30 protein-coding genes are annotated in these 24,669 nt (G+C 43.7%); 21 read left to right on the top strand and 9 right to left on the bottom strand.

What is annotated here, in order from left to right; translation table 11 throughout:
* Window positions 1–14: 14 nt before the first annotated feature.
* From VP98_RS14145 to VP98_RS14155, 3 genes are read right to left on the bottom strand one after another with little or no spacing between them, the layout of a single operon-like run.
* A complete protein-coding gene (locus VP98_RS14145) occupies window positions 15–371 on the bottom strand; it encodes a spore coat protein (protein ID WP_046176056.1) in 357 nt (118 codons plus the stop codon).
* A 27-nt stretch (window positions 372–398) separates the two neighbouring features.
* The gene (locus tag VP98_RS14150) at window positions 399–596 is read right to left on the bottom strand and encodes a spore coat protein (RefSeq protein WP_046176057.1); all 198 of its coding nucleotides are present in this window, start codon (window positions 594–596) and stop codon (window positions 399–401) included.
* Window positions 597–619: 23 nt separating this feature from the next.
* Window positions 620–1,462 (bottom strand): manganese catalase family protein, encoded by an 843-nt coding sequence (locus VP98_RS14155; RefSeq protein WP_046176058.1) that lies wholly within the window; start codon window positions 1,460–1,462, stop codon window positions 620–622.
* Between the two features lie 220 nt (window positions 1,463–1,682).
* On the opposite strand from VP98_RS14155, the gene VP98_RS14160 reads away from it, so the two are divergent.
* The 5 genes from VP98_RS14160 to VP98_RS14180 all read left to right on the top strand — a co-directional run bounded on the left by VP98_RS14160 (window position 1,683) and on the right by VP98_RS14180 (window position 6,657).
* Window positions 1,683–2,072: a tautomerase family protein gene (locus VP98_RS14160; protein ID WP_046176059.1), complete on the top strand. Its 390-nt coding sequence runs from the start codon at window positions 1,683–1,685 to the stop codon at window positions 2,070–2,072.
* A gap of 497 nt (window positions 2,073–2,569) precedes the next feature.
* Window positions 2,570–4,294, top strand: coding sequence for an adenine deaminase (gene ade / locus VP98_RS14165; protein WP_046176060.1), 1,725 nt, complete (start codon window positions 2,570–2,572; stop codon window positions 4,292–4,294).
* Window positions 4,291–4,584: an MGMT family protein gene (locus VP98_RS14170; protein ID WP_046176061.1), complete on the top strand. Its 294-nt coding sequence runs from the start codon at window positions 4,291–4,293 to the stop codon at window positions 4,582–4,584. The genes ade and VP98_RS14170 overlap by 4 nt, the downstream gene beginning before the upstream one ends.
* 85 nt (window positions 4,585–4,669) lie before the next feature.
* Complete coding sequence (locus tag VP98_RS14175) at window positions 4,670–6,124, top strand: FAD-binding protein (protein WP_046176062.1); 1,455 nt, start codon at window positions 4,670–4,672, stop codon at window positions 6,122–6,124.
* A complete protein-coding gene (locus VP98_RS14180) occupies window positions 6,124–6,657 on the top strand; it encodes an MFS transporter (RefSeq protein ID WP_046176063.1) in 534 nt (177 codons plus the stop codon). Before VP98_RS14175 ends, VP98_RS14180 begins: the two co-directional genes overlap by 1 nt.
* A gap of 74 nt (window positions 6,658–6,731) precedes the next feature.
* Here VP98_RS14180 and VP98_RS14185 read toward each other — a convergent pair whose 3' ends face one another.
* Window positions 6,732–7,076 (bottom strand): DUF3307 domain-containing protein, encoded by a 345-nt coding sequence (locus tag VP98_RS14185; protein WP_046176064.1) that lies wholly within the window; start codon window positions 7,074–7,076, stop codon window positions 6,732–6,734.
* 115 nt (window positions 7,077–7,191) lie between these two features.
* Here VP98_RS14185 and VP98_RS14190 point away from each other — a divergent pair, with 115 nt between their 5' ends.
* The 7 genes from VP98_RS14190 to VP98_RS14225 all read left to right on the top strand — a co-directional run bounded on the left by VP98_RS14190 (window position 7,192) and on the right by VP98_RS14225 (window position 12,629).
* A complete protein-coding gene (locus tag VP98_RS14190; protein ID WP_046176065.1) occupies window positions 7,192–8,316 on the top strand; it encodes an HD domain-containing phosphohydrolase in 1,125 nt (374 codons plus the stop codon).
* A gap of 27 nt (window positions 8,317–8,343) precedes the next feature.
* Window positions 8,344–9,000: a hypothetical protein gene (locus VP98_RS14195; RefSeq protein ID WP_046176066.1), complete on the top strand. Its 657-nt coding sequence runs from the start codon at window positions 8,344–8,346 to the stop codon at window positions 8,998–9,000.
* Between the two features lie 58 nt (window positions 9,001–9,058).
* Window positions 9,059–9,484, top strand: coding sequence for a MarR family winged helix-turn-helix transcriptional regulator (locus tag VP98_RS14200; protein WP_046176067.1), 426 nt, complete (start codon window positions 9,059–9,061; stop codon window positions 9,482–9,484).
* Window positions 9,485–9,577: 93 nt separating this feature from the next.
* The gene (locus tag VP98_RS14205; RefSeq protein ID WP_046176068.1) at window positions 9,578–10,204 is read left to right on the top strand and encodes an FMN-dependent NADH-azoreductase; all 627 of its coding nucleotides are present in this window, start codon (window positions 9,578–9,580) and stop codon (window positions 10,202–10,204) included.
* Between the two features lie 120 nt (window positions 10,205–10,324).
* Window positions 10,325–11,152, top strand: coding sequence for an STAS domain-containing protein (locus VP98_RS14210; RefSeq protein ID WP_046176069.1), 828 nt, complete (start codon window positions 10,325–10,327; stop codon window positions 11,150–11,152).
* Window positions 11,153–11,386: 234 nt separating this feature from the next.
* A complete protein-coding gene (locus VP98_RS14220; RefSeq protein ID WP_046176071.1) occupies window positions 11,387–12,259 on the top strand; it encodes a DMT family transporter in 873 nt (290 codons plus the stop codon).
* A 169-nt stretch (window positions 12,260–12,428) separates the two neighbouring features.
* Window positions 12,429–12,629, top strand: coding sequence for a cold-shock protein (locus VP98_RS14225; RefSeq protein WP_046176072.1), 201 nt, complete (start codon window positions 12,429–12,431; stop codon window positions 12,627–12,629).
* Window positions 12,630–12,714: 85 nt separating this feature from the next.
* Here the strand turns inward: VP98_RS14225 and VP98_RS14230 are convergent, their stop codons facing one another.
* A complete protein-coding gene (locus VP98_RS14230; RefSeq protein WP_046176073.1) occupies window positions 12,715–13,821 on the bottom strand; it encodes a CAP domain-containing protein in 1,107 nt (368 codons plus the stop codon).
* A gap of 262 nt (window positions 13,822–14,083) precedes the next feature.
* On the opposite strand from VP98_RS14230, the gene VP98_RS14235 reads away from it, so the two are divergent.
* The gene (locus VP98_RS14235; protein ID WP_046176074.1) at window positions 14,084–15,397 is read left to right on the top strand and encodes an NAD-dependent malic enzyme; all 1,314 of its coding nucleotides are present in this window, start codon (window positions 14,084–14,086) and stop codon (window positions 15,395–15,397) included.
* A 281-nt stretch (window positions 15,398–15,678) separates the two neighbouring features.
* Complete coding sequence (locus VP98_RS14240) at window positions 15,679–16,068, top strand: sporulation protein (protein WP_046176075.1); 390 nt, start codon at window positions 15,679–15,681, stop codon at window positions 16,066–16,068.
* 366 nt (window positions 16,069–16,434) lie between these two features.
* On the opposite strand, the gene VP98_RS14250 is transcribed toward VP98_RS14240, so the two are convergent.
* The gene (locus VP98_RS14250) at window positions 16,435–16,707 is read right to left on the bottom strand and encodes an acylphosphatase (protein ID WP_046176077.1); all 273 of its coding nucleotides are present in this window, start codon (window positions 16,705–16,707) and stop codon (window positions 16,435–16,437) included.
* 87 nt (window positions 16,708–16,794) lie between these two features.
* Here VP98_RS14250 and VP98_RS14255 point away from each other — a divergent pair, with 87 nt between their 5' ends.
* The 7 genes from VP98_RS14255 to VP98_RS14285 all read left to right on the top strand — a co-directional run bounded on the left by VP98_RS14255 (window position 16,795) and on the right by VP98_RS14285 (window position 21,873).
* Window positions 16,795–18,177: an alanine/glycine:cation symporter family protein gene (locus VP98_RS14255; protein WP_046176078.1), complete on the top strand. Its 1,383-nt coding sequence runs from the start codon at window positions 16,795–16,797 to the stop codon at window positions 18,175–18,177.
* A 14-nt stretch (window positions 18,178–18,191) separates the two neighbouring features.
* Window positions 18,192–18,803, top strand: a complete 612-nt coding sequence (locus VP98_RS14260; RefSeq protein WP_046176079.1) for a flavin reductase family protein — start codon at window positions 18,192–18,194, stop codon at window positions 18,801–18,803.
* An 846-nt stretch (window positions 18,804–19,649) separates the two neighbouring features.
* Window positions 19,650–19,841 carry a YwbE family protein gene (locus VP98_RS14265; protein WP_046176080.1) on the top strand — a complete coding sequence of 64 codons (192 nt, stop codon included), beginning with the start codon at window positions 19,650–19,652 and terminating at the stop codon, window positions 19,839–19,841.
* On the top strand, window positions 19,838–20,146 hold the full coding sequence (locus VP98_RS14270; RefSeq protein ID WP_046176081.1) for an antibiotic biosynthesis monooxygenase family protein: 309 nt from the start codon (window positions 19,838–19,840) through the stop codon (window positions 20,144–20,146). Before VP98_RS14265 ends, VP98_RS14270 begins: the two co-directional genes overlap by 4 nt.
* Window positions 20,143–20,502, top strand: coding sequence for a hypothetical protein (locus VP98_RS14275; protein ID WP_046176082.1), 360 nt, complete (start codon window positions 20,143–20,145; stop codon window positions 20,500–20,502). Before VP98_RS14270 ends, VP98_RS14275 begins: the two co-directional genes overlap by 4 nt.
* A complete protein-coding gene (locus tag VP98_RS14280; protein WP_046176083.1) occupies window positions 20,499–21,149 on the top strand; it encodes a cobalamin B12-binding domain-containing protein in 651 nt (216 codons plus the stop codon). The genes VP98_RS14275 and VP98_RS14280 overlap by 4 nt, the downstream gene beginning before the upstream one ends.
* A complete protein-coding gene (locus VP98_RS14285; RefSeq protein WP_046176084.1) occupies window positions 21,136–21,873 on the top strand; it encodes an STAS domain-containing protein in 738 nt (245 codons plus the stop codon). The genes VP98_RS14280 and VP98_RS14285 overlap by 14 nt, the downstream gene beginning before the upstream one ends.
* Before the next feature lie 28 nt (window positions 21,874–21,901).
* Here the strand turns inward: VP98_RS14285 and VP98_RS14290 are convergent, their stop codons facing one another.
* From VP98_RS14290 to VP98_RS14300, 3 genes are all read right to left on the bottom strand, one after another.
* The gene (locus tag VP98_RS14290) at window positions 21,902–22,855 is read right to left on the bottom strand and encodes an L-lactate dehydrogenase (RefSeq protein ID WP_046176085.1); all 954 of its coding nucleotides are present in this window, start codon (window positions 22,853–22,855) and stop codon (window positions 21,902–21,904) included.
* A 262-nt stretch (window positions 22,856–23,117) separates the two neighbouring features.
* Window positions 23,118–23,912, bottom strand: coding sequence for a TIGR00266 family protein (locus VP98_RS14295; protein WP_046176086.1), 795 nt, complete (start codon window positions 23,910–23,912; stop codon window positions 23,118–23,120).
* Between the two features lie 80 nt (window positions 23,913–23,992).
* Window positions 23,993–24,580 carry a uridine kinase family protein gene (locus VP98_RS14300; RefSeq protein WP_046176087.1) on the bottom strand — a complete coding sequence of 196 codons (588 nt, stop codon included), beginning with the start codon at window positions 24,578–24,580 and terminating at the stop codon, window positions 23,993–23,995.
* Between the last annotated feature and the right edge of the window lie 89 nt (window positions 24,581–24,669).

The following is a 24,669-nucleotide window of genomic DNA, read 5'->3' on the forward strand; positions in this document are numbered from 1 at the left end:
TAGATTCTTTTTGTTTATTTTTTCGTTTTTTGGGATTTGGTTTTCTTCGTTGAACTGCTTGTTCGTTTGCTTGCTGATTTAGGAGCAGGAGCAATCGCCAGTGCTTTATCTGCTTTTTCCAGGTCATGTGAAACCTGTTCATCCAGGTCATAGGCATGATACATTTCATTGTCAATCATATACTGGGCAATTTTATCATGCGTATCGATTGCATTATCAAGCTCCCGCCGCAGTATTCTTTTTACTTCAGGTGTTGCAGTTTCTGTAATTGCGACTGCCAAGTTTCGAACACCGGCTTTTGCTGTGATCAAAAAGTCGGTCGCAATGGCCAGGTCATCTAAGACATCTTTCTTTTTGTCTTTTTGGGCCACGGCCTATCACCTTCCTATCGCTGATTGTTATTGGTCTTCTTCTAGAACTGCCCGTAAATCTTTTATTGCTTTAGTAGAAAGTTTAATATCATCTTTTAACATTTTTTTTAATGCTGAGTCTTCTACATGTTCAAGCATAGCGGTGCTTTTCGTCACACAAGCCGTTTTAAATAAAAGAACCTCATGAACTTCCAGCTTTTCATGCATTGCCAGTTGGTTTGCCATTGTGTTCTTTCCTTTCTTCAATGTTATTTCTTTAGAAACTTTTTTGCGTCCAAATCATGGTGAATGGTTGTCGGCGGCACTTGCGGATTTGGAACTTGTCCTAGCGGCGCAGGGTTTTGCATATATACATATTCACCTGTTCCATCTGGAGAAGTTCCTTTCGCCCAGCGCCCCTCCGATGACTGCGTTCCTTCTGAAAGATCCCAGAATTCATAAGCATGAGGCTGTGCTTCCTCCTCTGCGGACGGTGGGAAAGAAGCCGGCACTACTACTCCGTTTTTCTCTTCAAGCTCCGCGATGGCTTCCATCCATTGATATTGGTGATAGCGGTCGCGGGCAATCATTTTACGGAGAGTAGCACGTACACCTTCATCCGTCGTCATTTCGTAAAGACGTGCAACCTGCAGGCGTCCTTGAGTTTCCGCATGAAGGTTGGAGCGCATATCAGCAAGCAGGTTTCCGCTGGATACAATGTAAGCGCCGTTCCAAGGCACTCCATTTGAGTTGGTCGGCATGCCGCCCAGTCCGCTTACGATTAAGTGCTGCGGGTCCATGCCGCCCATAATGGCTGCAACCGCCGGGTCTTTCGCAGCTTCTGCCTGATCTTCCGGTGAAGCACCATCCAGCAGCTGACTGATCAAAGAACAAAGCATTTCTACGTGGCCGATTTCCTCTGTTCCAATATCCATTAACATATCTTTATACTTTTCTTCTCCACGGCAGTTGAATCCCTGGAATAAATACTGCATCATAACAGTCATTTCTCCGAATTGACCGCCCAGCACCTCTTGAAGCCGGCGTGCAAACTGTGGATCTGGACGTTCAACTTTTACTTCAAACTGCAATTCTTTTTGGTGACGGAACATAAAAAAAGTCCTCCTTTAGAATAGTAGAGTGGTATCTCTATCTTTTGTACCCGAAAGAGTTTTAAAAAATCTCTTCTAAGGAAAAACAGGAAATATTTCACTTAACAAATTCATGACGTGAATCTATAGTTTCAGGATAGAGAACTAAAGTTTTCGGAATATTTTGTAAATAATTCAACCATGATAAGGTTGAGAAATACATAGGATTGGAGGGAATAGTATGCCATTATTGCGTTTTGATGTGATTGAGGGAAGAACAGAAGAGGAGTTGAAGCAGCTGCTTGACGCCGCTCATCGAGGAATGCTTAAAGCATTTGAAGTGCCGGAACGTGACCGGTATCAAATTATTCATCAGCACCCGGCCCATGAAATGATTATTGAAGATACAGGCCTGGGCTTTGAACGATCAAAGGATGTTGTGCTGATCAGCATTACAAGCAAGCAGAGAACGGAAGAGCAGAAACAGAAGTTATATCAGTACATTGTAGAGGAGCTTCAAGAAAGCTGCGGTATTGACCCAAAAGATGTCATGATTTCTCTTACACTCAATGGGGACGCTGATTGGAGTTTCGGTTTTGGCAGGGCGCAGTTTTTAACAGGAGATCTTTGACTGAACAGGCAGGACTGCCGGCAAAGCCGCCAATTCTTTTTCGAGGCCTCTAGTGCTGAAGACGAACAGTTCCGCTGCCATTTAAGCTCTTGGGTAAAGAAGCAATCCGAGCTAAACTGTTATTTTACCCAAAATGAGGAGCTGTTTCATTTCATAGTGTTAAAAAAGGGAGCCGTCAAGAAGATATTCCGTTTTTGAGCGAAATCGTCTTTTTTTATAGGCTGGAAATGAGCTGTTTTCTTTTAAAAGCAATGTCGGGGGCTGCGGTCTGCCGGCTGCGCTTTCCTGCAGGGCGAACGCTGAACCAGCCATTGCTTTGCACTGTCTGTTTCAATTTCTGCTTCTTATATATGACCAGGAAAGCCTGTTTTCAAAACGGGCTTTTTTATTTTAACTAAAATGGTTTCCACTCCGAACCTTTTCGAGTAAAATAGGAAAAACTAGTGAGACAATTCACAAACACCGGTGAACCAAAAATAGATAAGGGGAGAAACGGCATGACAGATGCGATAAAGAAATTGATTTACACAGCGCAGCATCCAGATGAAGCGGATTTAATTATTCAAAATGGGATGATTGTTGATGTCTTTTCACTCGAAACATTTAAAGCAGATGTGGCGGTTAAGGATGGCGTCATTGTCGGTATTGGCACTTATCCCGAGGGGAAAAAAGTGCTTGATGCCTCGGGAAAATATGTAATACCTGGTTTTATTGACGGCCATATTCATATTGAATCGACTATGGTTACTCCATCCGAGTTTTCACGGGCACTAATTAAGCATGGAGTTACCACTGTTGTAACCGATCCGCATGAAATTGCCAATGTAGCGGGGACAAAAGGTATTGATTATATGCTTAAGGATGCATCTCGCACAGACATTGATATTTTAATGAAGCTCCCTTCCTGTGTGCCGGCTACCCCATTTGAGCAAAACGGAGCAACATTAACGGCCGATGACCTTCGCCCTTACCTTCATAAAGAAAAAGTGATAGGACTGGCAGAAGTGATGGATTATCCGTCTGTTTTGCATGCGGATGATAAGATGATGGCGAAGATTGCAATGACAACTGAAGCTGGATTAACGGTGGACGGCCATGCGGCTGGACTGTCAAATGAAGCGCTGAATGTGTACAGCACGGCGGGCATCCGCAATGATCATGAAGCCGTGACAGCTGAGGAAGCAAGAGCACGTGTGCAAAGAGGCATCCACGTTTTAGTGCGGGAGGGATCAGCCGCAAAAGATCTGCTGTCGATTTTGCCGGCTATTCACGAACGGAACAGCACCCGGTTTTCATTGTGTACGGATGATAAGCATTTAGACGAATTAGCGAAGGAAGGAACCGTTAATTATGCTGCGCGCCTGGCGATTGAGCAGGGGCTCAATCCGCTTATTGCCATTCAAATGGCGACGCTGAATAATGCCGTTTGTCATGGGCTGCAAAATAAAGGAGCCGTCGCGCCGGGCTACCAGGCAGATTTGTTAATTGTGGAAAGCATTGAAGCACTGTTCCCCGAAACAATTATTAAAAACGGGCGCATTATCGATGTGAATCAGGCCGAAAAAGAGCGGGCGGCTGTGCCGGAAGCGGTGAAATCTTCAATTAACCTAAAGAAAATCACAAAAGAAGCCCTGCAGATTCCACTTAACACCGGTCAAGAAGCAATGGTAATCGGCGTGGTGCCCGGCCGGATTATTACAAATAAAATTCAAGCCCGGGTGAAAATAGAAGACGGTTTTTTTGTCCCGGATATTGAACGGGACCAGCTGAAAATTGTTGTTTGTGAGCGGCATCATGCAACGGGAAGTATAGGAGCGGGAATTGTAAGCGGGCTCGGCTTAAAACGGGGTGCCATTGCATCCACGGTTGCTCATGATTCTCATAATCTGGTGGCTGCCGGAACAAACGATGAAGACATTCTGGCGGCGATTGAAGCAGTCGAAAACATGCAGGGCGGGCTTGTTATTGTAGATGGCGGTCGTGTTCTGGCAGCGGTGCCGCTTTGTGTTGGCGGCATTATGTCAGAGAAACCATATGAAGAAGTGATTCAGGAATTGCACCACCTGCATGAACAGCTGGCACTGCTGGCCGAAGAATCGCAGAACATTTTTATGATTTTATCATTCCTGTGCCTGCCGGTTATTCCGAGCTTAAAGCTGACAGACAAGGGCTTGTTTGACGTTGACTCCTTCTGCCATATTGAGGTGGGCATTCCGGAATGACGCCGTTCACGGAAGAAGTCATTCGTATTTTAAAAGACATTCCGCCGGGCGTAGTGGTCACATATGGGCAGGTGGCAAGGCTTGCGGGAAGTCCGCGTTCTGCTCGCCAGGTTGTCCGTATTTTGCATTCGATGAGTGAGAAGCACGGCCTTCCATGGCACCGGGTCGTAAATGCCAGAGGAGAAATAAATGTGCCTGATGAAGCGTCCAGGACGAAGCAGCGCCGGCTTTTAGAAGCTGAAGGTGTATCATTTACAGAGGATGGACGGGTTCATTTTAAAAAGAATTGAAAAGTGCAACTCAGCGGGCTGAAAGCTGAGTTGCACTTTTTTACTGTTCGACAATTTTAGATATAATTGTTATATTTTATAAAAAATGGTTTTTTGTGAAGGTGGCTATAAAATGAGAGCAATTTTGTTTGTTCTTTGCTACAGTACTTTATTTGCGGCTTCTTTATATGTATATACCCAGTTTTATTCCAGACCGGCGGCAGAGGATGCCGGCCGTCTTCTGCCGGCCCGGGTAAAAGAGATTAAACAGGCGGATGGAGAAGAAACGCTAAAAGAGATTGTCAGCGAGACAGGCCGGACAGGAAGCCGCCTTACTATTGCAGGAATGCAGCACAGCCAGGGGGGCCAGACGTACTATCCCGGAGCAGTGATGATTGATATGAAGCCATTTAATAAAGTGCTGGATTTTCAGCCTGAGAAAAAATTAATTACCGTCCAGGCAGGGGCTACGTGGGATGATATTCAGCAGTACATAAATCCAGCCGGACTTGCCGTGAAAGTCATGCAGTCACAAAATATCTTTACAATTGGCGGCTCCTTGAGCGTAAATGTACACGGAAGAGATATCCGTCATGAATCACTGATCGACACGGTGCAATCTTTTCGGCTGTTAAAGCCGGACGGTACAATCATTCAGGTCAGCCGGACGGAAAACGCCGATCTTTTTCCATATGTTATTGGCGGCTACGGTTTATTTGGCATCATTCTTGATGTAACACTTTCTTTGACGGAGGATGAGTTATATGAAAAAGAAACAAGAGAACTCGATTACGGTGAATACAGCCGCTATTTTCAGGAAGAAGTAAAAGAGAACCCGGCGGTAAAAATGCATCTTGCTCGTATTTCAGTTGCTCCTTCGTCTTTTCTGAGGGAAATGTACGCAACAGATTATGTGAAAGCCGGGGATCAGCGGCTGCTCGAAGACTATCAGGCTTTAAAAACAGAAAGGATAGTCGCCCTGCCGAAATTTTTCCTTGGCCTGTCCCGCCACAGCGGACGGGGGAAAGATGCATTCTGGAATATTCAAAAGAAGTATATGCTTGAAGGCAGCGGTTCATATGAATCCAGAAATAATGCCATGCGCTCTGAAACGGATTTTATGACCTATGAAAGCAGTACAAAAACAGAAGTATTACAGGAGTATTTTGTACCGGTTGACGAATTTGCCAGTTACATAGACGATCTGCGCTTTGTTCTGCAGCAAGAAAAAGAGTTTAATTTGTTGAACATCACTGTCCGCTATGTAGAAAAAAGCGACGAGGCCTTTTTATCTTATGCAAAGGAAGATATGTTTGCGCTTGTTCTGCTTATCAATCAGGGAAAATCAGAAAAAGAAGTAGAAAAAGCCGGTTTGGTTATTCGGAAGATGATTGATGTGACCTTGAATCACCGGGGCAGCTATTATCTTCCCTATTACTCCTTTCCTTCAAAAAAACAGCTGGAGACAGCGTATCCGCGTATTGATGAGTTTTTCAGGAAAAAAAAGCAGTTCGATCCAAATGAACGATTTACGAATTATTTTTATGAGGAGTATAAATAATGGGCTATCGTCAGCTTGTGTTGTCTCAAAGCATTGTTTTTATGGCAGGGAGCATGATTTTTCCATTTTATGTCCTGCTGCTTCGGAATGTTGGTGACAGTTATTCGCAATTTGGCTGGGCATACGGACTTTTTGCCCTGGCATCAGCTGTTTCATATCCACTTATCGGGAAATGGGCGGATCGATTCGGGGATAAAAAACTGCTTCTTTTTTATTCACTGGCAATGGCGGCCCTTCTGTTATTTTTTCCGCTTGTCACCGCTGTCTGGCAGGTGTATGTGCTGCAAATAATGATGGGGATATTGGGGGCTGTACAAAAAAATACAGAAAAGGCGGCACTGGCAAGGAGTACTGATAAGAAGCATGCCGGTTCAGATATGGGCCGCTATCATTTTTGGACGTCTGTTGCAGCGGCGGCATCCATTATTATTACCGGCTACCTCGTTGACTTTTTAACAATCGCAGCTATTTTTTATATCGCATCCCTCTTATACGCGGCAAGCGGAATTATTATTTGGCGCAAACACCTATAAATTTCGTGAAAAGGTTTCTACATTGTATAGGAAGCCGAAATGAGAGAGACGCTTTTTCTTTGGGAAACGAGCTTTTATATGTACAGAGCAGCCGCAAGAACAAATAAATGAAAGATTTGGTCAACGACAATCCCGAGCCAGCCTGCTTCCGGTCCGTTTGTTTTCATAATGGTTCGCACCCACCAGCTGACAAATGTACGCCGGTCAAGCAGAATATGGGTGATAAAGATAAAAGCAACGGCCGGTAAAGAAAGCCCGCCAAACGCTATCAAGGCGAATAAAGAAACAGTTAAAGTGTAGACAAAGCAGTGGGTGAGAAGCGGCACCCACCTGGACGCTTTATAGCGCGCCATCCAGCTTGTTTGAAACAAATAATCCCCTGCCAGATGTGCCAATAATAAAAAATCAAATGGTCCCATTGATGCACCTCATTTGCAAAATAGAGCTCTATATCTTCGCAAGAAGTATGATATATTAAAAATATCATACTATTGTTTTAGGTCATAGGAACTTTTTATAGATGAGGTGAAGGTTATGACGGGCAACAAGTCCGTTCAGTATGAGCTTTCGGCAGAAGAAATGCTCGAAATTATATTGAATTACGCGGCGAAAATTTCAGGAGAAAGTGACCTGGAAACGCTGCTCATTTTAATGTCTGAGATGGGCCGCAGGCTTGTGCGGGCTGACCGTTGTACTCTCTGGCTTATCGATCACGAAAAAAAACGCTTGTGGACAAAAGTGGCGCAGGGAATGGAACGGATTGATATGCCGGCTGACAGCGGTTTCGCCGGTTTTTCCGTTCAAACAGGCGAGGCTGTCCTGGTAAAAGATGCCTACCTGGATGAGCGGTTTAATCCGTCCATTGATAAAAAAACAAACTATCGGACACGATCGGTGCTTTGCATACCTATCCGCAGTTTTGGCCAGGAAGTAATCGGTGTGTACCAGGCGATTCATAAAGGGATAGGCTGGTTTTCAGAAAAAGACGCGAAAACATTATCGCTGGCAGCCTCTTATATGGGGAAATCTATTCAAGCGGCTATTTTACACTCAGAGCTTGTAAAAACGCAGCGGGAAATTATTTTTAAAATGGGAGAAGTAAGCGAGAGCCGTTCACAGGAAACCGGACAGCATGTAAAGAGGGTCGCCAAGTATTCACGGATGCTCGCAAAGCTGGCCGGACTGCCGGAAACAGAAGCGCAGATGCTTGAGCTTGCATCACCTATGCATGATATCGGCAAAGTCGCCATCCCGGATCATATTTTGAAAAAACCGGGCAGGCTGACAGCAGAGGAATATTCAATGATGAAGACACATACAACAGAGGGCTATAATATTTTCAGAAGTTCGACCCGCCAAATTTTTAAAACAGCTGCGATTATTGCACATGAGCATCATGAAAAGTGGGATGGAACAGGATACCCGCGCGGATTAAAAGGCGAAGAGATTCATTTATATGCCCGAATTACTGCTATTACGGATGTATTTGACGCTTTGGGGAGCGACCGGGTTTATAAAAAAGCCTGGCCGCTTGATCAGATCATTGAATTTATTGATAAAGAGCGGGGCGGTCACTTTGACCCCAATCTGGTAAATTTGTTCCTGGATAATATTGATGTGTTTATTACCATCAGGAAACAATATGAAGACTCAGTGTAACTGAGTTCAAAAAAAGGCGGAATAACAGTGCCGAAAGAAAAAGTGTACCGATTTCAAAAAACCTATCCGCTGCCGAGGCATGAAGTGTGGCTGCTTTTGGCTGACACAGACCACTTAAATCGGGTGGCAGGGCTTTTTCCAGTCCAGTTTTCGAAAGCACAATTTAAAGACCGGTCTATGTTTCTTTACGCCACAGCAAAAGTTTTAGGGATTGTGCCGATGAAAAGGCGTGAATACCCATTTGAATGGCTGAAGGAAGAGCGGTATTCTGTTGAACGCGTGTATGAAAGCGGACCGCTCAAACGGGTGCTGTGGACGATTGAATTTAAAGATATTTCTGTAGATGGCAGGCAGTGTACAGAAGTCACGGGAACAGCCCGCTTTCTGAAGCGCAATATACTTGGAAAGGCTGCCATTTCACTGGTCGCCCTGCCTTCTTTAAAGAGAATTATTTTAAATTATTTGGACCAGTATATAAAGGAAAATAAAAATCAGCCAATCAAGGGGCAGCCGCAGGAAAAAACATCTTATTCTGTAGACCGCCAGCGTCTGGGCCGCCTGCTTGATCAGCTGAGAGCTGCATACCCGAAGGAAGAACTGATCAGACGTCTTGAGCACCATTTAACGGGAAGCGGTGATGATGAAGTGCTTCATCGGGTATTCAGCAGACTGCTGAACTCGTAAGGATTACTCGTGTTTCAGCGTTAGACAGCCTCACTATTTAACATTATGGGAGGAAGCCATGAATATTTCGCTCAAGGACTATATCAGCATCTTTATCCATCAAACCGATTTGAAAATAACAAACTGCGTAAAAGAGCAGCTCGCTCCCTTCAATCTTGCTCCTGAACAAAACTTGATTATGCTGCTTCTTTGGGAACGAGATGGGCGGACCCAGCAGGAGCTGGCGGAGCAGCTTCAAAAAGATAAAACAACGATTACCCGCATGCTGTCAAGCCTGGAACAAAAAGGCTTTATAAAGCGTGTTACAGAGACATGCGACCGGCGTTCTATGCGAGTATTTTTAACAGAAGGGGGAAAAAAGCTGGAATGTAAAATTATCCCTGTGACGGAAGGCTTCCATAAAGCAGTAACAAGAGGCATTACAGAAGAAGAGCTGGCAGAAGTCCGCCGAATCCTGACAAAAATGCAGAAAAATATTCATTGAAAAAATTAAATTAATTAGTTGCTATAGCAACTAATTATATGTTATACTTTCAATGGTGATAAAAAGTAACTAAATAACTGGAGGAAACAGAAAATGTCAAACGTTTTATTTGTTAAAGCAAACTCACGTCCGGCCGATCAAGCGGTCAGCGTGCAACTATACAATGCGTTTTTAGAAGCATACCGTGCTGAAAACCCATCGGATACTATTACGGAGCTAGATCTTTTTGCCGAAAACCTTCCATATTACGACACGGATAAAATTAACGGTATGTTTAAATTGGCACGCGGCATGGAATTAACGGAAGATGAAAAAGCAGCAGCGGATCTTGTTGCAAAATACTTAAATCAATTTTTAAAAGCGGATAAAGTTGTTTTTGCATTCCCGCTTTGGAACTTTACCGTTCCGGCGCCGCTTCATACGTACCTTGACTATTTAGGCCAGGCAGGCCAAACATTTAAGTACACAGCGGAAGGCCCTGTTGGACTGTTGAAAGATAAAAAGGTAGTTCTTCTCAACGCGCGCGGCGGTGTGTATTCAGAAGGTCCGGCAGAAGCCGTGGAAATGTCTGTGAAGTATGTACAGACTGTCATGGCATTCTGGGGTGTAGAAGATGTAGAAACAATCGTAATTGAGGGGCATAACCAGTTTCCGGACCGTTCGGCGGAAATCATTCAAGAAGGCCTCAACAGAGCAAAAGAAGCAGCACTTACATTTTAAATGCAAAAAAACTGTCCCGCAGCGGGGCGGTTTTTTTGCATTTAAAAATCGACAGAAAATAAGCACTCCGATAAAATGAAAAATAAGACAGAATTAATTTAAGGGCTGAGGGTGTGGACAATGCATAGAAATCCAGAACTGTATAAATATCTATTGGACAAGGCATGGAACTTAACTGAAGAATGGTACGCCGCTTTAAATAAATCAAAAACCGAGGGAGTATATGCATCAAACGATCCAGAGGTAATCCGCAAATTAAAGCAGCAAAACTTTGATTTTCATGAGCATTTGTGTGAAGTTTTCATTAAGGAAGAAGCAGCTTTTTTTGAGAGCTTTACAGAATGGATTAGGGAAATTGCAACGGACGACGAGCATTTAAATACGCCAATCCACATTATTTTAAGTGAATTTTTAAACGTTCAGGAACAGTATCTTGATTACATTGCCCAATTCGTACGCGATCATGAAGGCGCATACACTTTTGAGGAAGTTACCAGGTGGAATCGGGTGCTTGTTAAAACATTTGGAAAAGTAGTACGCAGATTTGTGGAAGAAAACCATAAATTTTCCCAGTTAAAGCTGAAGAGCCAGCAGGAAGTGATTTATGAATTAAGCGCACCCGTTATCGCGCTGCAAAGTCATAAAGGTCTTTTGCCCGTTATTGGAGCAGTAGATACCGAGCGAGCCCGGCACCTGCTTGAAAAAACGATCTCGCAATGTGCAGAAAAAGGCATTAATCATCTATTTATTGATCTGTCAGGTGTAATTGTTGTGGATACGATGGTTGCATTAGAGATTTTCCGTTTAGTTGAAGCCTTAAAATTAATAGGCGTAAAATCTACGCTGTCCGGTATCCGCCCAGAGGTGGCTATGACATCGATTCAACTGGGAATCAATTTTAACGACCTTGATATTACCGGCAATTTAATTCAGGCGATGAAAGATTAAAATGTTTTCGCAAAGCGGCCAGGCTGCAGGCAAATGATAATTGATGGCCATACGTATAAACAGCCGGATCAGGGCAGGCGCCAAGTGGCTTACGATAAGATTGTATGAGGCTGATGCAGCCATATTTTTTCTTTTTAAAAGAAAATGGTGATTCCGTCCCTGGTTATTTAACTTCAAACCCGCCTGTCCGTTCCGCAAAAGCGTTATTTATCAATCGAAAGGGGGAGGTGGAGAGTGAATCGACTGATGTATGGATTTCTCGTTGTGCTGACAACATTTTTAATGGGCTCAACTTTTGCGATCGGCAAAATAGGGCTTGCATATGCATCGCCTCTTTTACTGGCATCGCTCCGCTTTATAATTGCCGGAATCGTTATGGCTCTGGCTGTGAAAATAAGTAAACGTCCACATCCAAAAAGCAGCAGGCAATGGCTGCAAATAGCTGTGGTAGGTTTTTTTCAAACAGCAGCTGTAATGGGCTGTATTTTTGTAAGCCTGAGGACCATTACATCGGGAGAATCAGCCATTTTAACTTTTACAAACCCTCTTCTAGTCGTTTTGTTCGGTACGGTCTTTATGCGGGCAAAGTACCGTCTGATGCAGTGGCTTGGTGTCCTTCTTGGCTTCCTTGGTGTGTTTATCACAATGGGCGGCGAGCTGACGGCGGAGAAAGGAACATTTCTGGGGATTATGTCGGCGGTCGCCTGGGCTTTCGCTACGCTGCTTATTAAAAAGTGGGGCGGCCAGCTGGATACCTGGGTGCTGACCGCTTACCAGATGTTGTTTGGCGGTTTCTTTCTATTGATAGCGAGTTTCTTTTTTGAACATCCGGTTATTCAGTTAACTATCGCTTCAGCAGGAATTCTGGCTTGGCTGGCTTTTATGGGTTCGATTGTTCAATTTGCCGGCTGGTTTTATTTACTTCAAACTGGCGATCCAGGCAAAACGAGCGCTTTTTTATTTTTAGCTCCATTTTTTGGTGTGCTAAGCGGCTGGATCTTATTAGGTGAAAAGCTTCACTTTTATATTTTAGCGGGAGGTGCCTTGATTTTTGCGGGTATTTTTTTAGTGAATTGGCAGAATGATTTTTCCTCAAAAAGGAAATGAAAACATTTTCTTTTTTGAAATCCTTGCTTATTTTTATAAAAGCTGTTAAGATGAAATAGAATTATTTTTGTTCGAAAGGTACAAGTGCTGTAAAAGCTTATTGTCTTGATATTGCTTTGAGCAGGAATAGTATTAATTTGTGCATAAGCACAACGGGAGGCAACATAACATGGAACAAGGTAAAGTAAAATGGTTTAACGCAGAAAAAGGTTTCGGCTTCATCGAGCGCGAAGCTGGAGACGACGTATTCGTTCATTTCTCAGCAATTCAAGGCGAAGGCTACAAAACTCTTGACGAAGGTCAAGAAGTAACATTCGAAGTTGAACAAGGACAACGTGGTCCTCAAGCAACTAACGTACAAAAAGGTTAATCTTATATAACATATAAAAAAGGCAGCCCGGTTTCGGGCTGCCTTTTTTATTGGTTTTGGAGCCGCAGCGGCTAGGACAGTCCGGCTAGTTATCAAAAAAATTCTCTGTAAAATAAGGCTGGTTATCCTCGTTAAATGAGACTCCTACACCTAAATAACCGTAATGGTCACTAACAATATTTTTTCGGTGGCCGGCCGAGTTCATAAGTCCTTCATGTGCAAAAATACTGCTGAACTGACCATAAGCAAGGTTTTCACCAGCAGCAATAAAGCGTGTTCCTCCTTCTTTCATACGGTCAAAAGGAGATTGGCCTTTTAAATTTGTATGATCAAAATAAGAATGTTCGGCCATGTCCCTACTATGGCGACGGGCCGTTTCACTTACCCGGTCATCCCATGCCAGAACGCGCAGTCCATGGTTAACGCGTGCAGCATTAGTCACATCAAAAAGCTGATATTCAAATCCATGCCGAAGTGCTGTGCTGTTTTCTCCATACATGCCACCCTTGTCTGCCTCAAGATCTTCATCTAGAATTTGGATAGCTGTCACCGTATTTTGTTCATGAACATCATAAAAAACGGTAACAAAGCAGTTATCGATATGATAATAGTCATGCTCATCTGTTTCATTTAACATATAATAGGTCAAGCCTTTACGCATTTTGTCCACCGGCTCGCCGAGCTGTCCCCGCACAGTTTCCTTCGGTGTGTTCAGTGCAACGCCAATATTGGATGAAATTAAGTCGTGGTTCGTGTATAAGCCGTTCACATGGTTTTCTTCATCGTAAGAAATCATTAAAAAATTTTGATAATTCTCATGGTAAGCATACCAATCGGTCCCATATTCATTTTGGGACTGCCGTTTCGGTGCGCCAATTTCTTTTTCCACATCAGTGCGGTTATCCCCGATTTGGATATTATAAACTGAAAACGTCTGTGAATCTGGTGAAGTAAGAGCAGGTTTTTCTGCAGGTTCGGTTTTTTCTGGTCCCGCGCCGACCAGGCTTTTTACTTCACCTGTTACTTTTTCAACCGTGCTGGTGACAACAGGGCTTTCACGAATATCCTCCATTTCCTCGCTAATGATATCCATAAACGCTAAATTTACATAAGGTTCGGCATACTCTTCCCAAAGAGGCCGTGTATTGAATGCCAAAACAAGCAGCAAAACAAAATAAAGTAGTTTTTTCAATCACTCACGCTCCGTTCTTTTTTAATTTTAACGGAAATGAACAAGTTTTTCACGTAAAGAGACAGTAAAGCAGCAGGTAAAAAACGAACAGGCAGCCTGATTATTTTGCGTGATTTTGAAGAAGGGACGCAGGGAAATATTTCGTTTAATAAAATGTGAATAAATTCACATAATTTTTTAAGTTTTTTAAGTTTTTTATCCTAAAAAAAGAGCTTGAAAGCGCTATGATATAGAGAGAACATTTAATGGAGGTACATACTTAATGGCATATAACAAATTGATTCGTGCATTGATGATTGAAATTCCATCCGTACCAGGCAGCCTGGGCAAAGTCGCAACTGCGATTGGCCTTTGCGGCGGTGATATCGGGGCAGTTGAAACGATCAAAGTAGGTACTGCTTATACACAGCGGAACATTACCGTTCAAATTGAAAATGAAGAGCAGCTCGACAAGATTATTAAAAGCATTAATGACCTTGAAGGCTTCCGGGTGCGGGCGGTATCGGATGAAGTGCTTCGCGCCCATGAAGGCGGCAAAGTACAGATGAAGAGTAAAATGCCAATTCAATCACTCGCTGATTTAAGCCGCGTTTACACGCCGGGTGTGGCGGATGTGTGCAAAGTAATCGAGGCAGAACCGGAAAAAGCGAAAATTTACACAAATATCGGCAACAGTGTCGCCATTGTAACAGATGGCACGGCGATCTTAGGACTTGGAGACATTGGACCGGTAGCAGGCATGCCGGTTATGGAAGGAAAGTCGGCGCTGTTTGACCAGCTTGTGGGTATTAACGGCATTCCAATTTTGCTCGATACAAAAGATCCGGACGAAATTATTGAAACTGTCAAACACATTGCACTGGGGTTCAGCGGGATTTTGCTGGAGGACATTGGCTCCCCTCACTGTTTTGAAGTAGAAGAGCGCTTAAAAGCTGAGCTTAATATCCCGGTTATGCATGATGATCAGCACGGTACAGCAGTTGTGACGCTGGCAGCCATTATTTCTGCCTGCAAAAGCACAGGAGTGGATTTAAAAGATGCAACGGTGGGCCAAATTGGTCTGGGTGCTGCAGGCCTGGCGATTTGCCGTATGCTTATGGCCTATGGAACAAAATCAGTCCTGGGCGCAGACCGTTCACAGGAAGCAAAAGACCGGCTTGAAAACTACGGCGGTATGCCGGTGGATTCTTTAGAAGACTTAATGAGCCGCTGTGATATTGTTATCGCAACAACCGGAGTTCAAGGATTAATTAAAAAAGAATGGGTGCGGAAAGGGCAGATTATTCTGGCTCTGTCAAATCCGAAGCCGGAAATTGAAGCGAACGAAGCACTCGAGGCGGGGGCGGCATTTGCAGCAGACGGCCGTTCTGTAAATAACGTTCTTGGCTTCCCGGGCATTTTCAGAGGCGTTCTGAATGCACAGTCCGATAAAGTAACACACGCGATGCTTGTTGCGGCAGCGGAAGCGATAGCAGCATGCACAAAACCTGGTGATCTTGTACCTCAGCCGCTTGACCGGTCGGTGCACGAACAGGTTGCGGAAGCGGTTGAAAAAGTTGCAAGGAACGCTAAATAAGAAGCGGATTGACACGGATTGACAATTTGGAAGGTCTGTATTATAATGGTTATACAAAATTAAACGTATGCTCCTAAAGGGGAGTAGCTTTAGCGGTACAGTCGTCATTTCAGAGATTTAACTCTCGGCTGTTCCGGCAGCATATTGCTGTTAGCGAGACCTTTACCTCCTGGTAAAGGTCTCGCTGTTTTTTTAAAAACCTTTGCCAGAGCTGGCAAAGGTTTTTTTTCGTTTTATTGGTCCATACTAAACACAAACAAAAAGGGTGGAGGAAAATGATTATGATGTTGAGAAAATATATGTCACTGCTGGGGATTGGGTCAGCTCAAATTGATCTGATACTGCCAAAAGAAACATACAGACCGGGTGAGCAAATTCAAGCATATTTTTTAATACAGGGCGGAACAGTCGATCAGCGGATTACCCGGATTGAATGTGATCTTATGCTTGAAAACCATATGGACGAAACAAGCAAAACAATAGAAACGCGCACAATCTTGTCAACACGGACAATCGCTGCCGAAGAGTTAAATAAGGTGCCCTTTACCTTCCGGCTGCCGGAAGTGCTGCCGGTTCCGGGGCGTGATGAATCGTATCGCTTCAGGACAAAGCTGACATTTGACCAGGGCACAGAAAGTGTTGATCAGGACTGGATTAAAATTGTTGTATAAAACAGCGCTCTCTTGAATGCGCTGTTTTCAACACCATGAAAACAAACTTGTTAAGCGTCCCTTCATTCGTTTTTAAAGAATGTCTGGCCAAAAGTTTCGTGAGTCAATCGTTTACATAAGTGGAACAAGCAATGTTACATACTCTTTTTTAAAAAAGGTAGAAGAACAGCGGCGCTTGGCCCAAGCAAGAAACAGCGGCATTCGCGGAACTCCGCTTTCCATAAGGCAGGCTGAAACAGGCAGCGCGAGAGCGTCGGCTGGTTCAGCGTTCGCCCTGCAGGAAAGCGAAGCCGCCAGCCCGCAGCCCACTATGCTGCTTTTTATAAGAATAGTTATATAAATGGAAGCGGTAAATGACAAAACAGGTCAATATTTAATTCGAAATGAGCTAAATGATTGAAGGTCGGCAGCTCCTTCTTCAATCTGATGCACTTTTGCAAAGTGATTGCCTTTTTTCAGCGACTCACCAAAAGAGTTTAATTGTTCGGGAGTTCCTTCTGCATGAATGGCAACAGAGCCATTCTCAAGATTTTTTGTCCAGCCGGTAACACCGTGATCGACTGCGGTCATTTGGGCAAAATAACGGAAACCAACCCCTTGTACTTTGCCGGATACTAGTAAATGCCGGGCTTGTTTCATTTTTCCACCCCTTCTTTCACTTTTTTGTTTATAGAGACAGGCTTAGGGAATAAAAAACAAAACTATGTATTTAGGTGGTGCAGGCAAATGGAATCTTTCTTAGAAGCGGTCAGTACGTTTTCCGGCTGGCTATGGGGTTTTCCCCTTATTACGCTGCTGGCGGCAACGGGTATTTATTTAACCATTAAATTAGGATTCTTTCAATTTCGATACCCGCTTTACATGCTGAAGCAAACATTTGGCAGCGTTTTGAAAAAGCCAAAAGGAGAAGGGGATATTACACCGCTCCAGGCTCTTACATCCGCGCTGTCCTCGACCGTCGGGGCTGCAAACATCATCGGAGTTCCCGCTGCGATTATGTTTGGAGGACCGGGAGCAGTGTTTTGGATGTGGGTTATTGCCATAATCGGTATGTCGATTAAATTTGCTGAAAGTGTACTCGCTGTTCATTACCGGGAAAAAAATAAAGCGGGCGAGTATGTGGGCGGTCCTGTTTATTACATGACAAAAGGATTAAATATGAAATGGCTCGGTGCATGGTTTGCTTTCGCCCTCATGATTGAACTGATTCCAAGTATTATGGTACAGGGAAATGCTGTGTCTTCAGCAGTTAGAGAAACATTTAATGGAAATACTCTCGTATCGGGTATTGTTACAGCAGCAATAGTAGGGATGGTGGTATTTGGCGGTTTAAAGCGAATTGCCAGAGTAACCGAGATTGTGGTTCCATTTATGGCGCTTATTTATGTGGGAGCCGGCTTTATTATTGTTGTGATGAATATTACTGAGCTGCCGAATGTATTAAGCCTTATTTTCTCTTATGCGTTCCAGCCGATGGCGGCAGTGGGAGGTTTTGCAGGTGCAGCAGTAGCTGAAACGATTCGTTGGGGATTTGCCCGCGGCTTGTATTCCAATGAAGCCGGTCTTGGGACAGCTCCGATTGCCCATGCAGCGGCAACGACTGATCACCCGGTCAGGCAGGGGTTTTGGGCCGTAATGGGAATTGTTATCGACACGCTTATTATTTGCAGTACCACGGCCTTTGTTGTTTTATCATCAGGTGTTTGGACGAGAGAGAATGCGCTGGAGGACCCGGCAGCGCTGACTACGGCGGCTTTTGAACAGTACTTTGGTTTTGCAGGCAGTGTACTTGTGACTGTTTCGCTTATTTTCTTCGTGCTTTCAACCATTCTTGTTGTTATTTTTTACGGCTCTCGTCAGGCGGAGTTTTTATTTGGCCTGCGGGCGGGCTTTATAATGAAATTTGTTTACCTGGCGTCTATTATAATTGGAGCGATTGGCGGTGCTCAGGTCATTTGGAACTTCCTGGATCTTGCGCTCGCAGCGATTTTGATACCAAACGTAATTGCTGTTTTATTGCTGAGTGGCGAAGTGAAAAAGCTAAAAAAAGAATTTTTTACCTCCGAGCAGTATTATAAAAAAGATATAAAGAAAAAATCTGTCTCGTAACAGGAGGAGAAAGAATGCAAAAAATCGATCCGGCACACCTTGGTGAACGGGAGAATTACAAGTTTCTCACAGGAAGTATTGTTCCGCGCCCGGTTGCGTTTGTTACGACGCTCTCTGAAACAGGCGTGTTAAATGCGGCGCCATTCAGTTATTTTAATATTGTTTCATCCAATCCGCCGATGGTTTCTTTATCCATTCAAAGAAACAAAGGAGAAATGAAGGACACGGCAAGAAATGCAGCGGCACAGTCAGCGTTTGTAGTGCATATTTCTGATGAATCTTATCTGGAGGAGCTGAATAAAACTGCCAAAATGCTGCCGCCTGAGGAAAGTGAACTCGATCTTACCGAGTTAACGCCTGTTAAAAGCGAAAGAATAAACGTACCCGCCGTTCAGGAAGCAAAAATTCGCATGGAATGTGTGCTTGAGCAGCAAATAACGCTTGGAAAAACAGAAGACGGCCCTTCGTGTGATTTGCTGATCGGCCGAATTGTACAGTATCACATTCAGGAAGAACTTTATAAGAACGGCCGGATTGATGCAAAAAAGCTTGCTCCGGTCAGCCGGCTGGCTGGCAATTTTTACGCCGGGCTTGGGGACATATTTGAGCTGAAAAGACCGACATGATCGGTCTTTCATGCTGCTGAAAAAAGAGATTGTCAATCGAAATAACGTAATACAGGTACAGCCATTCTCTGAACGATAGAAGTAGAATGTGGCTCTTCCGCTGCCGTCTCCTCACATGCAGCCATTTCTTTTCAAAAGCAGTGTAACGGACTGCCGGCTGGCGGCTTCGCTTTCCTTTTTAGGAAAAAGAGGCTGCGAATAAATAACGGTGCCTTTTCCTTTTGATAAAAGAAGCAAAACAATTCCTGCTGTTTTTCCTCCCCACAAAAGCGGTATTCGGGGGGACGTAGACTCCTATGGGACAAGCAGGCAGATTAGACCGGCAGAGCCGCGGAGCGGGGAAGACGGGTTTATCGTCTGCCCCGCTCCACGAATACCGCTGTTTCTTACTCGGATAAAGCACTTTTCTTCTGCACTTTTCAAAAAGGATTTGTAATATCGATTGTTTCAATTTATTTCAGGCAGCGGGTTACTTTGCACTTCTGGTTAATAATTTTTTTCTGTGAAGAATCGATAATAAGATCATTTTTTCAAGATGTTCTAATTTATCAAGGGTGTCTACATCCTGTTTTATATACCTCAGCGTTTTTTTTATTGTTTTTGGCAGGTGATCCAGATTGTTCATTTTTCTCCGCTCCTTCTTTGTTTACTACTATCTCATTGTTCATTATAAAGAACAATTGAGATTTTTTTAAGTGAAAAAGCTTAAAAATTAAAAAAATGTTCTTTTTAAAGGACAGATTAATGTTTTCTTCCAGTATAAATCTGCATCTATCACCGTTAAGAGTCGTTTATAAAAGAAAAAACCTTTATACTAATAATAAAGAAAAAAAGGGGGCGCACAGAATGAACGGCCAAAATCGAAGCGACATCCAGCCTGGCATGGATGTTTATGTCATTTTAAAAAAAGATCAGCGGACCGGAGAGAAAACCCGCGGGACAGTGAGAGACATTTTAACGAAATCGAGCTTTCATCCCCATGGCATTAAGGTTAGACTGGAAGACGGCCAGGTCGGGCGGGTCTGTGATATTTTATGAGTTATATTGTTCATTCAATTGTAAATGTGCCCGAGGAAAAAGTAGAAGAAACCATTTCCATTTATCAAAACCGCTCAAGGCTTGTAGATAAGTGCGAAGGCTTTCTTTCATTTCAGCTTCTTCAAAATGAAAAGCGTCCTTCTGAATTAACAGTCCAGCTTGTTTGGAAAACGAAAGAAGCATACATGAACTGGGCTACAAGCGAAGCGTTCCAAAAAGTCCACGAGCTTGAAAAAAATTACCCGGATCAGGAGCTGGCTGCCATCATTCCGAAAGTCCAAAAATATCGTGTGGTGGCGACATGATTTTTGAACAGGTAGAACACTATATTGCAGTAATTATGGACGGCATGTACCGCGACTATCCGGAACTAATGAACCGTTTTGGTGAACGGGGCAGGGAAAAGTGCCGGGAAGATAATCATCATCATTTTAATCATTTAAAGACGGCTCACGAACTTCAAAATGTTCAGCTTTTTGTGGACTACGCACATTGGCTGACCAGCTTACTTGTATCACGAGGAATGAAGGCGGAGCATGTGATCGACAATTTTGAACGAATCCAGCAGGTTCTTGAAGACAATCAGTCAGAAGAAGCAGACAAGTATAAAAGTATGCTTGCAAAAGCAATTGTCTCGATTGAAAGAAGGGAAAAAGCTTGAACACTGAAGCAATAGAGTTGGCGCAAATGCTGCTTGAAGGCGATGTGGATAAAAGTTATGCATTTATGTATGCTCTTCATAACAAGGGCTGGGCCTCAGCAGATCTTTATCAAAAAACTGTAAGCGGAGCAATGCAGCATATTGGCGAATTGTGGGAGCGGGATGAAATTTCAGTGGCGGATGAGCACCTGGCAACAGCTACATGCGATTTTATGATTTCGCGTTTTCATGGCCAGGTGAAAAAACAGCCAGCTGCACAAAAAGCAATGTTTTTATGTGTGGAAGAGGAACAGCATACACTTGGTATGAGAATGGCTTCTTTTTTATTTGAGGAAAACGGGTGGCAAACACGTATGATGGGCGCCAATTTGCCATTAGAGCATGCTCTTTCCGCCGCGGAAAAATGGCAGCCGGATGTTATCTGCTTATCCGTGACAATTCTGTATCATGTACCGCAGCTGCAAGCATATGCAGAGGCGCTGGAAGCACTGCCGTTTCGTCCGCAGCTGATGGTCGGCAGCCGCCTTTTGTCTATGTATGATTTATCACCATATTGTACAGCAAATACGATCTTTATTACGGATTATAAAAAGTTAATCGACTGGATGAATGATCAGAGCGGGAGGAATAAGATTGGGGCTTCTTGATTTTATGCCGCTGCCGACTTTCCGGATAGACCGCCAGTTAAATGTGCTTGAATGCTCCGAGTCTGCCATCCGCCACTTTGGCAAACAGGCACATCTTGAAGCGATTGTAGATGAAGGCAGCCGGCGAAAATTAGCAAAATTGCAGGAACAGTCAGCAATGGTAGAGATGGCACTGCTGACTGCTGCCTTTAAACTCAAGCCGTATTCTATGTCGGTTCAATGGAGCGGCAATGAAGCGGTGATCCAGTGTGTAGAAATAAATCCGCAAGTTGAACGCCTTGAACAATTGGTTCATCAGCAGCAAACGCGCCTGGCGGAGGCAGATTTTCAGCTGATGGAAAAAAAGGAAGAGGCGGAGCAGGCGCTCGTTAAAATGAAAGAAAGGTCCGCACCGCTTATTTCATTAAACAGCAGAACGGCTCTTATTCCCATGTTTGGTGATTTAGATAACGCGCTGATGGAGCAAACAAAGGAAAAGCTTATCAGGCATTTTTATGATGGAGGATTTGAACAGCTTTATATTGACTTTACTGCTGTAGACAGCATTACACTGTCAGGAATTAAACTGTTTAAAGCACTGATCGATACACTGATGATTTTAGATGCGGAAATTCATATTGTTGGTATCAAGCCTGAACATGCACCATTTTTAAAAGACCAGGAGCATGAAGAAGTTACGTATTCCGGTACGATTCAATTAAAAAGCGAAAGCCTTTATTCATAGGGAATAAAGGCTTTCGTTTTTTAATTTATTATTGCCAGAATGGCTCTTGAACCTTTTTCAATGTTTGGACACTATAGTCAAACAATTCTTTTTCACGGTCGCTGAGTGGGATTTCTACTACTTCCCGAATACCCTGGCGGTTAATAACAGCCGGCACGCCGATGTAAACATCATGATGGCCGAATTCACCTTCTAGAAGAGCAGAAACAGTTAATATAACATCCTGGTTTTGCAAAATTGCCCGGGAAATACGGGTAAGCCCCATGGCAATTCCATAATAAGTAGAGCCTTTTGCTTCGATAATTTCATAGGCTGCATCCCTTACCTGCACAGCGATTTCTTTCATTTTTTCTTCCTGATCCTCGTTATCATCCCTGGCCAGATAATCTTTTAACGGAATCCCTGCAATATTAGCACTGCTCCATACGGCTACTTCCGTATCGCCGTGTTCACCAATAATGGAAGCATGCACACTGTGCGGGGCAACCCCGAAGTTTTCACCGAGCAAATAACGGAAGCGGGCTGTATCCAGAATGGTGCCTGAGCCGATAACCCGTTCTTTCGGAAGGCCGGAGAATTTCCATGTTGCATAAGTTAAAATATCAACAGGATTTGTAGCGATTAAAAAGATACCATCAAAGCCGGAATCCATTACCTGGCCGACAATGTTTTTAAAGATGGCCATATTTTTTTCTACCAGCTCAAGGCGTGTTTCTCCTGGTTTTTGATTGGCGCCGGCACAGATCACAACAAGTGCTGCATCAGCACAATCTGTATATTTCCCAAAACTTACTTTTGTAGAAGTGGGAGCATAAAGGACGCCATGATTTAAATCCATTACATCGCCCATTGATTTTTGTTCATTTAAATCAATTAATACAAGTTCATCGCAGACACCTTGATTTAACATAGCAAAAGCATAACTAGATCCAACTGCACCTGTACCGATAAGAACGACTTTGTTGCCTTTAATTCCGATCATCCTAAACACTCCTCTATTTAATAAGTAGGGTAGTCAAGTTAATAATGTGAAATACTTCACAAATTCATTATAGGATGTTCAAGAAGGGATTTCAAGGTAGATTTTTAAAAAAATGTGACAGTATGCGTTTTCTTTTTGACACATTTTTCAAATTCCCTCCAAGCCTTTCCGAAAAACATTGAGAAGACGATTAAACAAAAAAAGCCGGCCTCCTCTGCAAAGTATATACTCTGGAGAGCCAGCCGCTTTTTTTACGTATCGATCAGTCTCCGTCGCCGCCAATAAAGTCAAAAATGCCTCCAAGGCCGCCTTCCCCTTTTGAACCGCCATTTTGTGGCATAGCAGCAAACACACGGCTCGCCAGGCGGCTGAATGGAAGCGACTGCACCCAGACGGTTCCCGGTCCGCGAAGCGTTGCCAAAAACAGGCCTTCACCGCCAAACAGAGCAGTTTTAACGCCGCCCACTGCTTCAATATTGTAATCAACATCTTTCGTCATTGCGACAAGGCAGCCAGTATCCAGACGGATCACTTCACCTGGAGCCAGTTTCTTTTCATGAATGGTTCCGCCGGCATGAATAAAGGCCATGCCATCGCCTTCAAGCTTCTGCATAATAAAACCTTCGCCGCCAAAAAAGCCGGTGCCGAGCTTGCGCTGTAATTCAATACCGACAGATACACCTTTAGCAGCTGCCAGAAATGCGTCTTTTTGGCAGATGATTTTGCCTTCATGCTCACTCAAATCCATTGGAACAATTTTTCCTGGATAGGGAGAAGCGAATGAAACGTGTTTTTTTCCGCTTCCTTCATTCGTAAATGTGGTCATAAATAAGCTTTCGCCAGTTAAAACACGTTTCCCTGCTCCAAGCAGCTTGCCCATTAAACCGCCGCCGCGGTTTGAAGATCCGTCGCCGAAAACCGTTTCCATTTTAATACCGTCATCCATCATCATTAAGCTGCCGGCTTCTGCAATGACTGTTTCCTTCGGATCAAGCTCTACTTGCACAAACTGCATGTCATCCCCGAACAATTGGTAATCAATCTCATGGTTATTCATCTTTTTATCCTCCTTTAATGTCACGTTGAAATACGTGCACTAATACAAAAAGTTTCAAAATGTTTAAAATAAATGTACCGTCAATTTTCTAAAAGGTTCTTCACATATTCCCCGCTTGTTCCGCTTATGATTATATCAGCGGCACCGGCAGGATACTGTTCTTGAATATAGACCTGCTCTCCGGGCATCCAGACATCTTCCCACATCGAACGCAATCCTTCGCCATCTCGTTCAATTCCACGCTGAAGCCTTATTTCTCTTGGACTGTCCACCCAGATTTTAAAATTATAATAAGGCAGAAATCGTTCCAGCATTGTATAGCAGCCTTCTACAATAACAAAGCCGCCTGGCGGAACAGCATGTATTTCAGCAAGCTGGTCGGTTTCCCAGTCGTATCGTTCATAACGAGCCGGCATATTTTGTCTGAGCGGCTTCAATAATTGATTTTCAAGCCGATTCAGATCCCAGCTGCCTCCAATGCTGCTATTGCGCTTGCTTGAAACTTGATAAAAATCATCCGCGTGAACAATAACTGCAGTATTGCCCAGTTCTTTTTGCAGTGCGCCGGCCAGTGTGCTTTTTCCGGCACCGCCGCAGCCATCAATAGCGATGATAAAAGTCTGGCCGCCGTTCTTTGAAAACGAAGCAATCAGTTGTTTTAAACTCATCCAAATCCCCCCTTTGAAAAAATTATACCTTATTCATTGACAGTTTATCGTTCACCCCCTAAACTAAAATATGAAGTTTAGGGGGTGAA

This window comes from Domibacillus indicus (assembly GCF_000970685.1).
Taxonomy (GTDB): Bacteria; Bacillota; Bacilli; order Bacillales; family Domibacillaceae; genus Domibacillus; species Domibacillus indicus.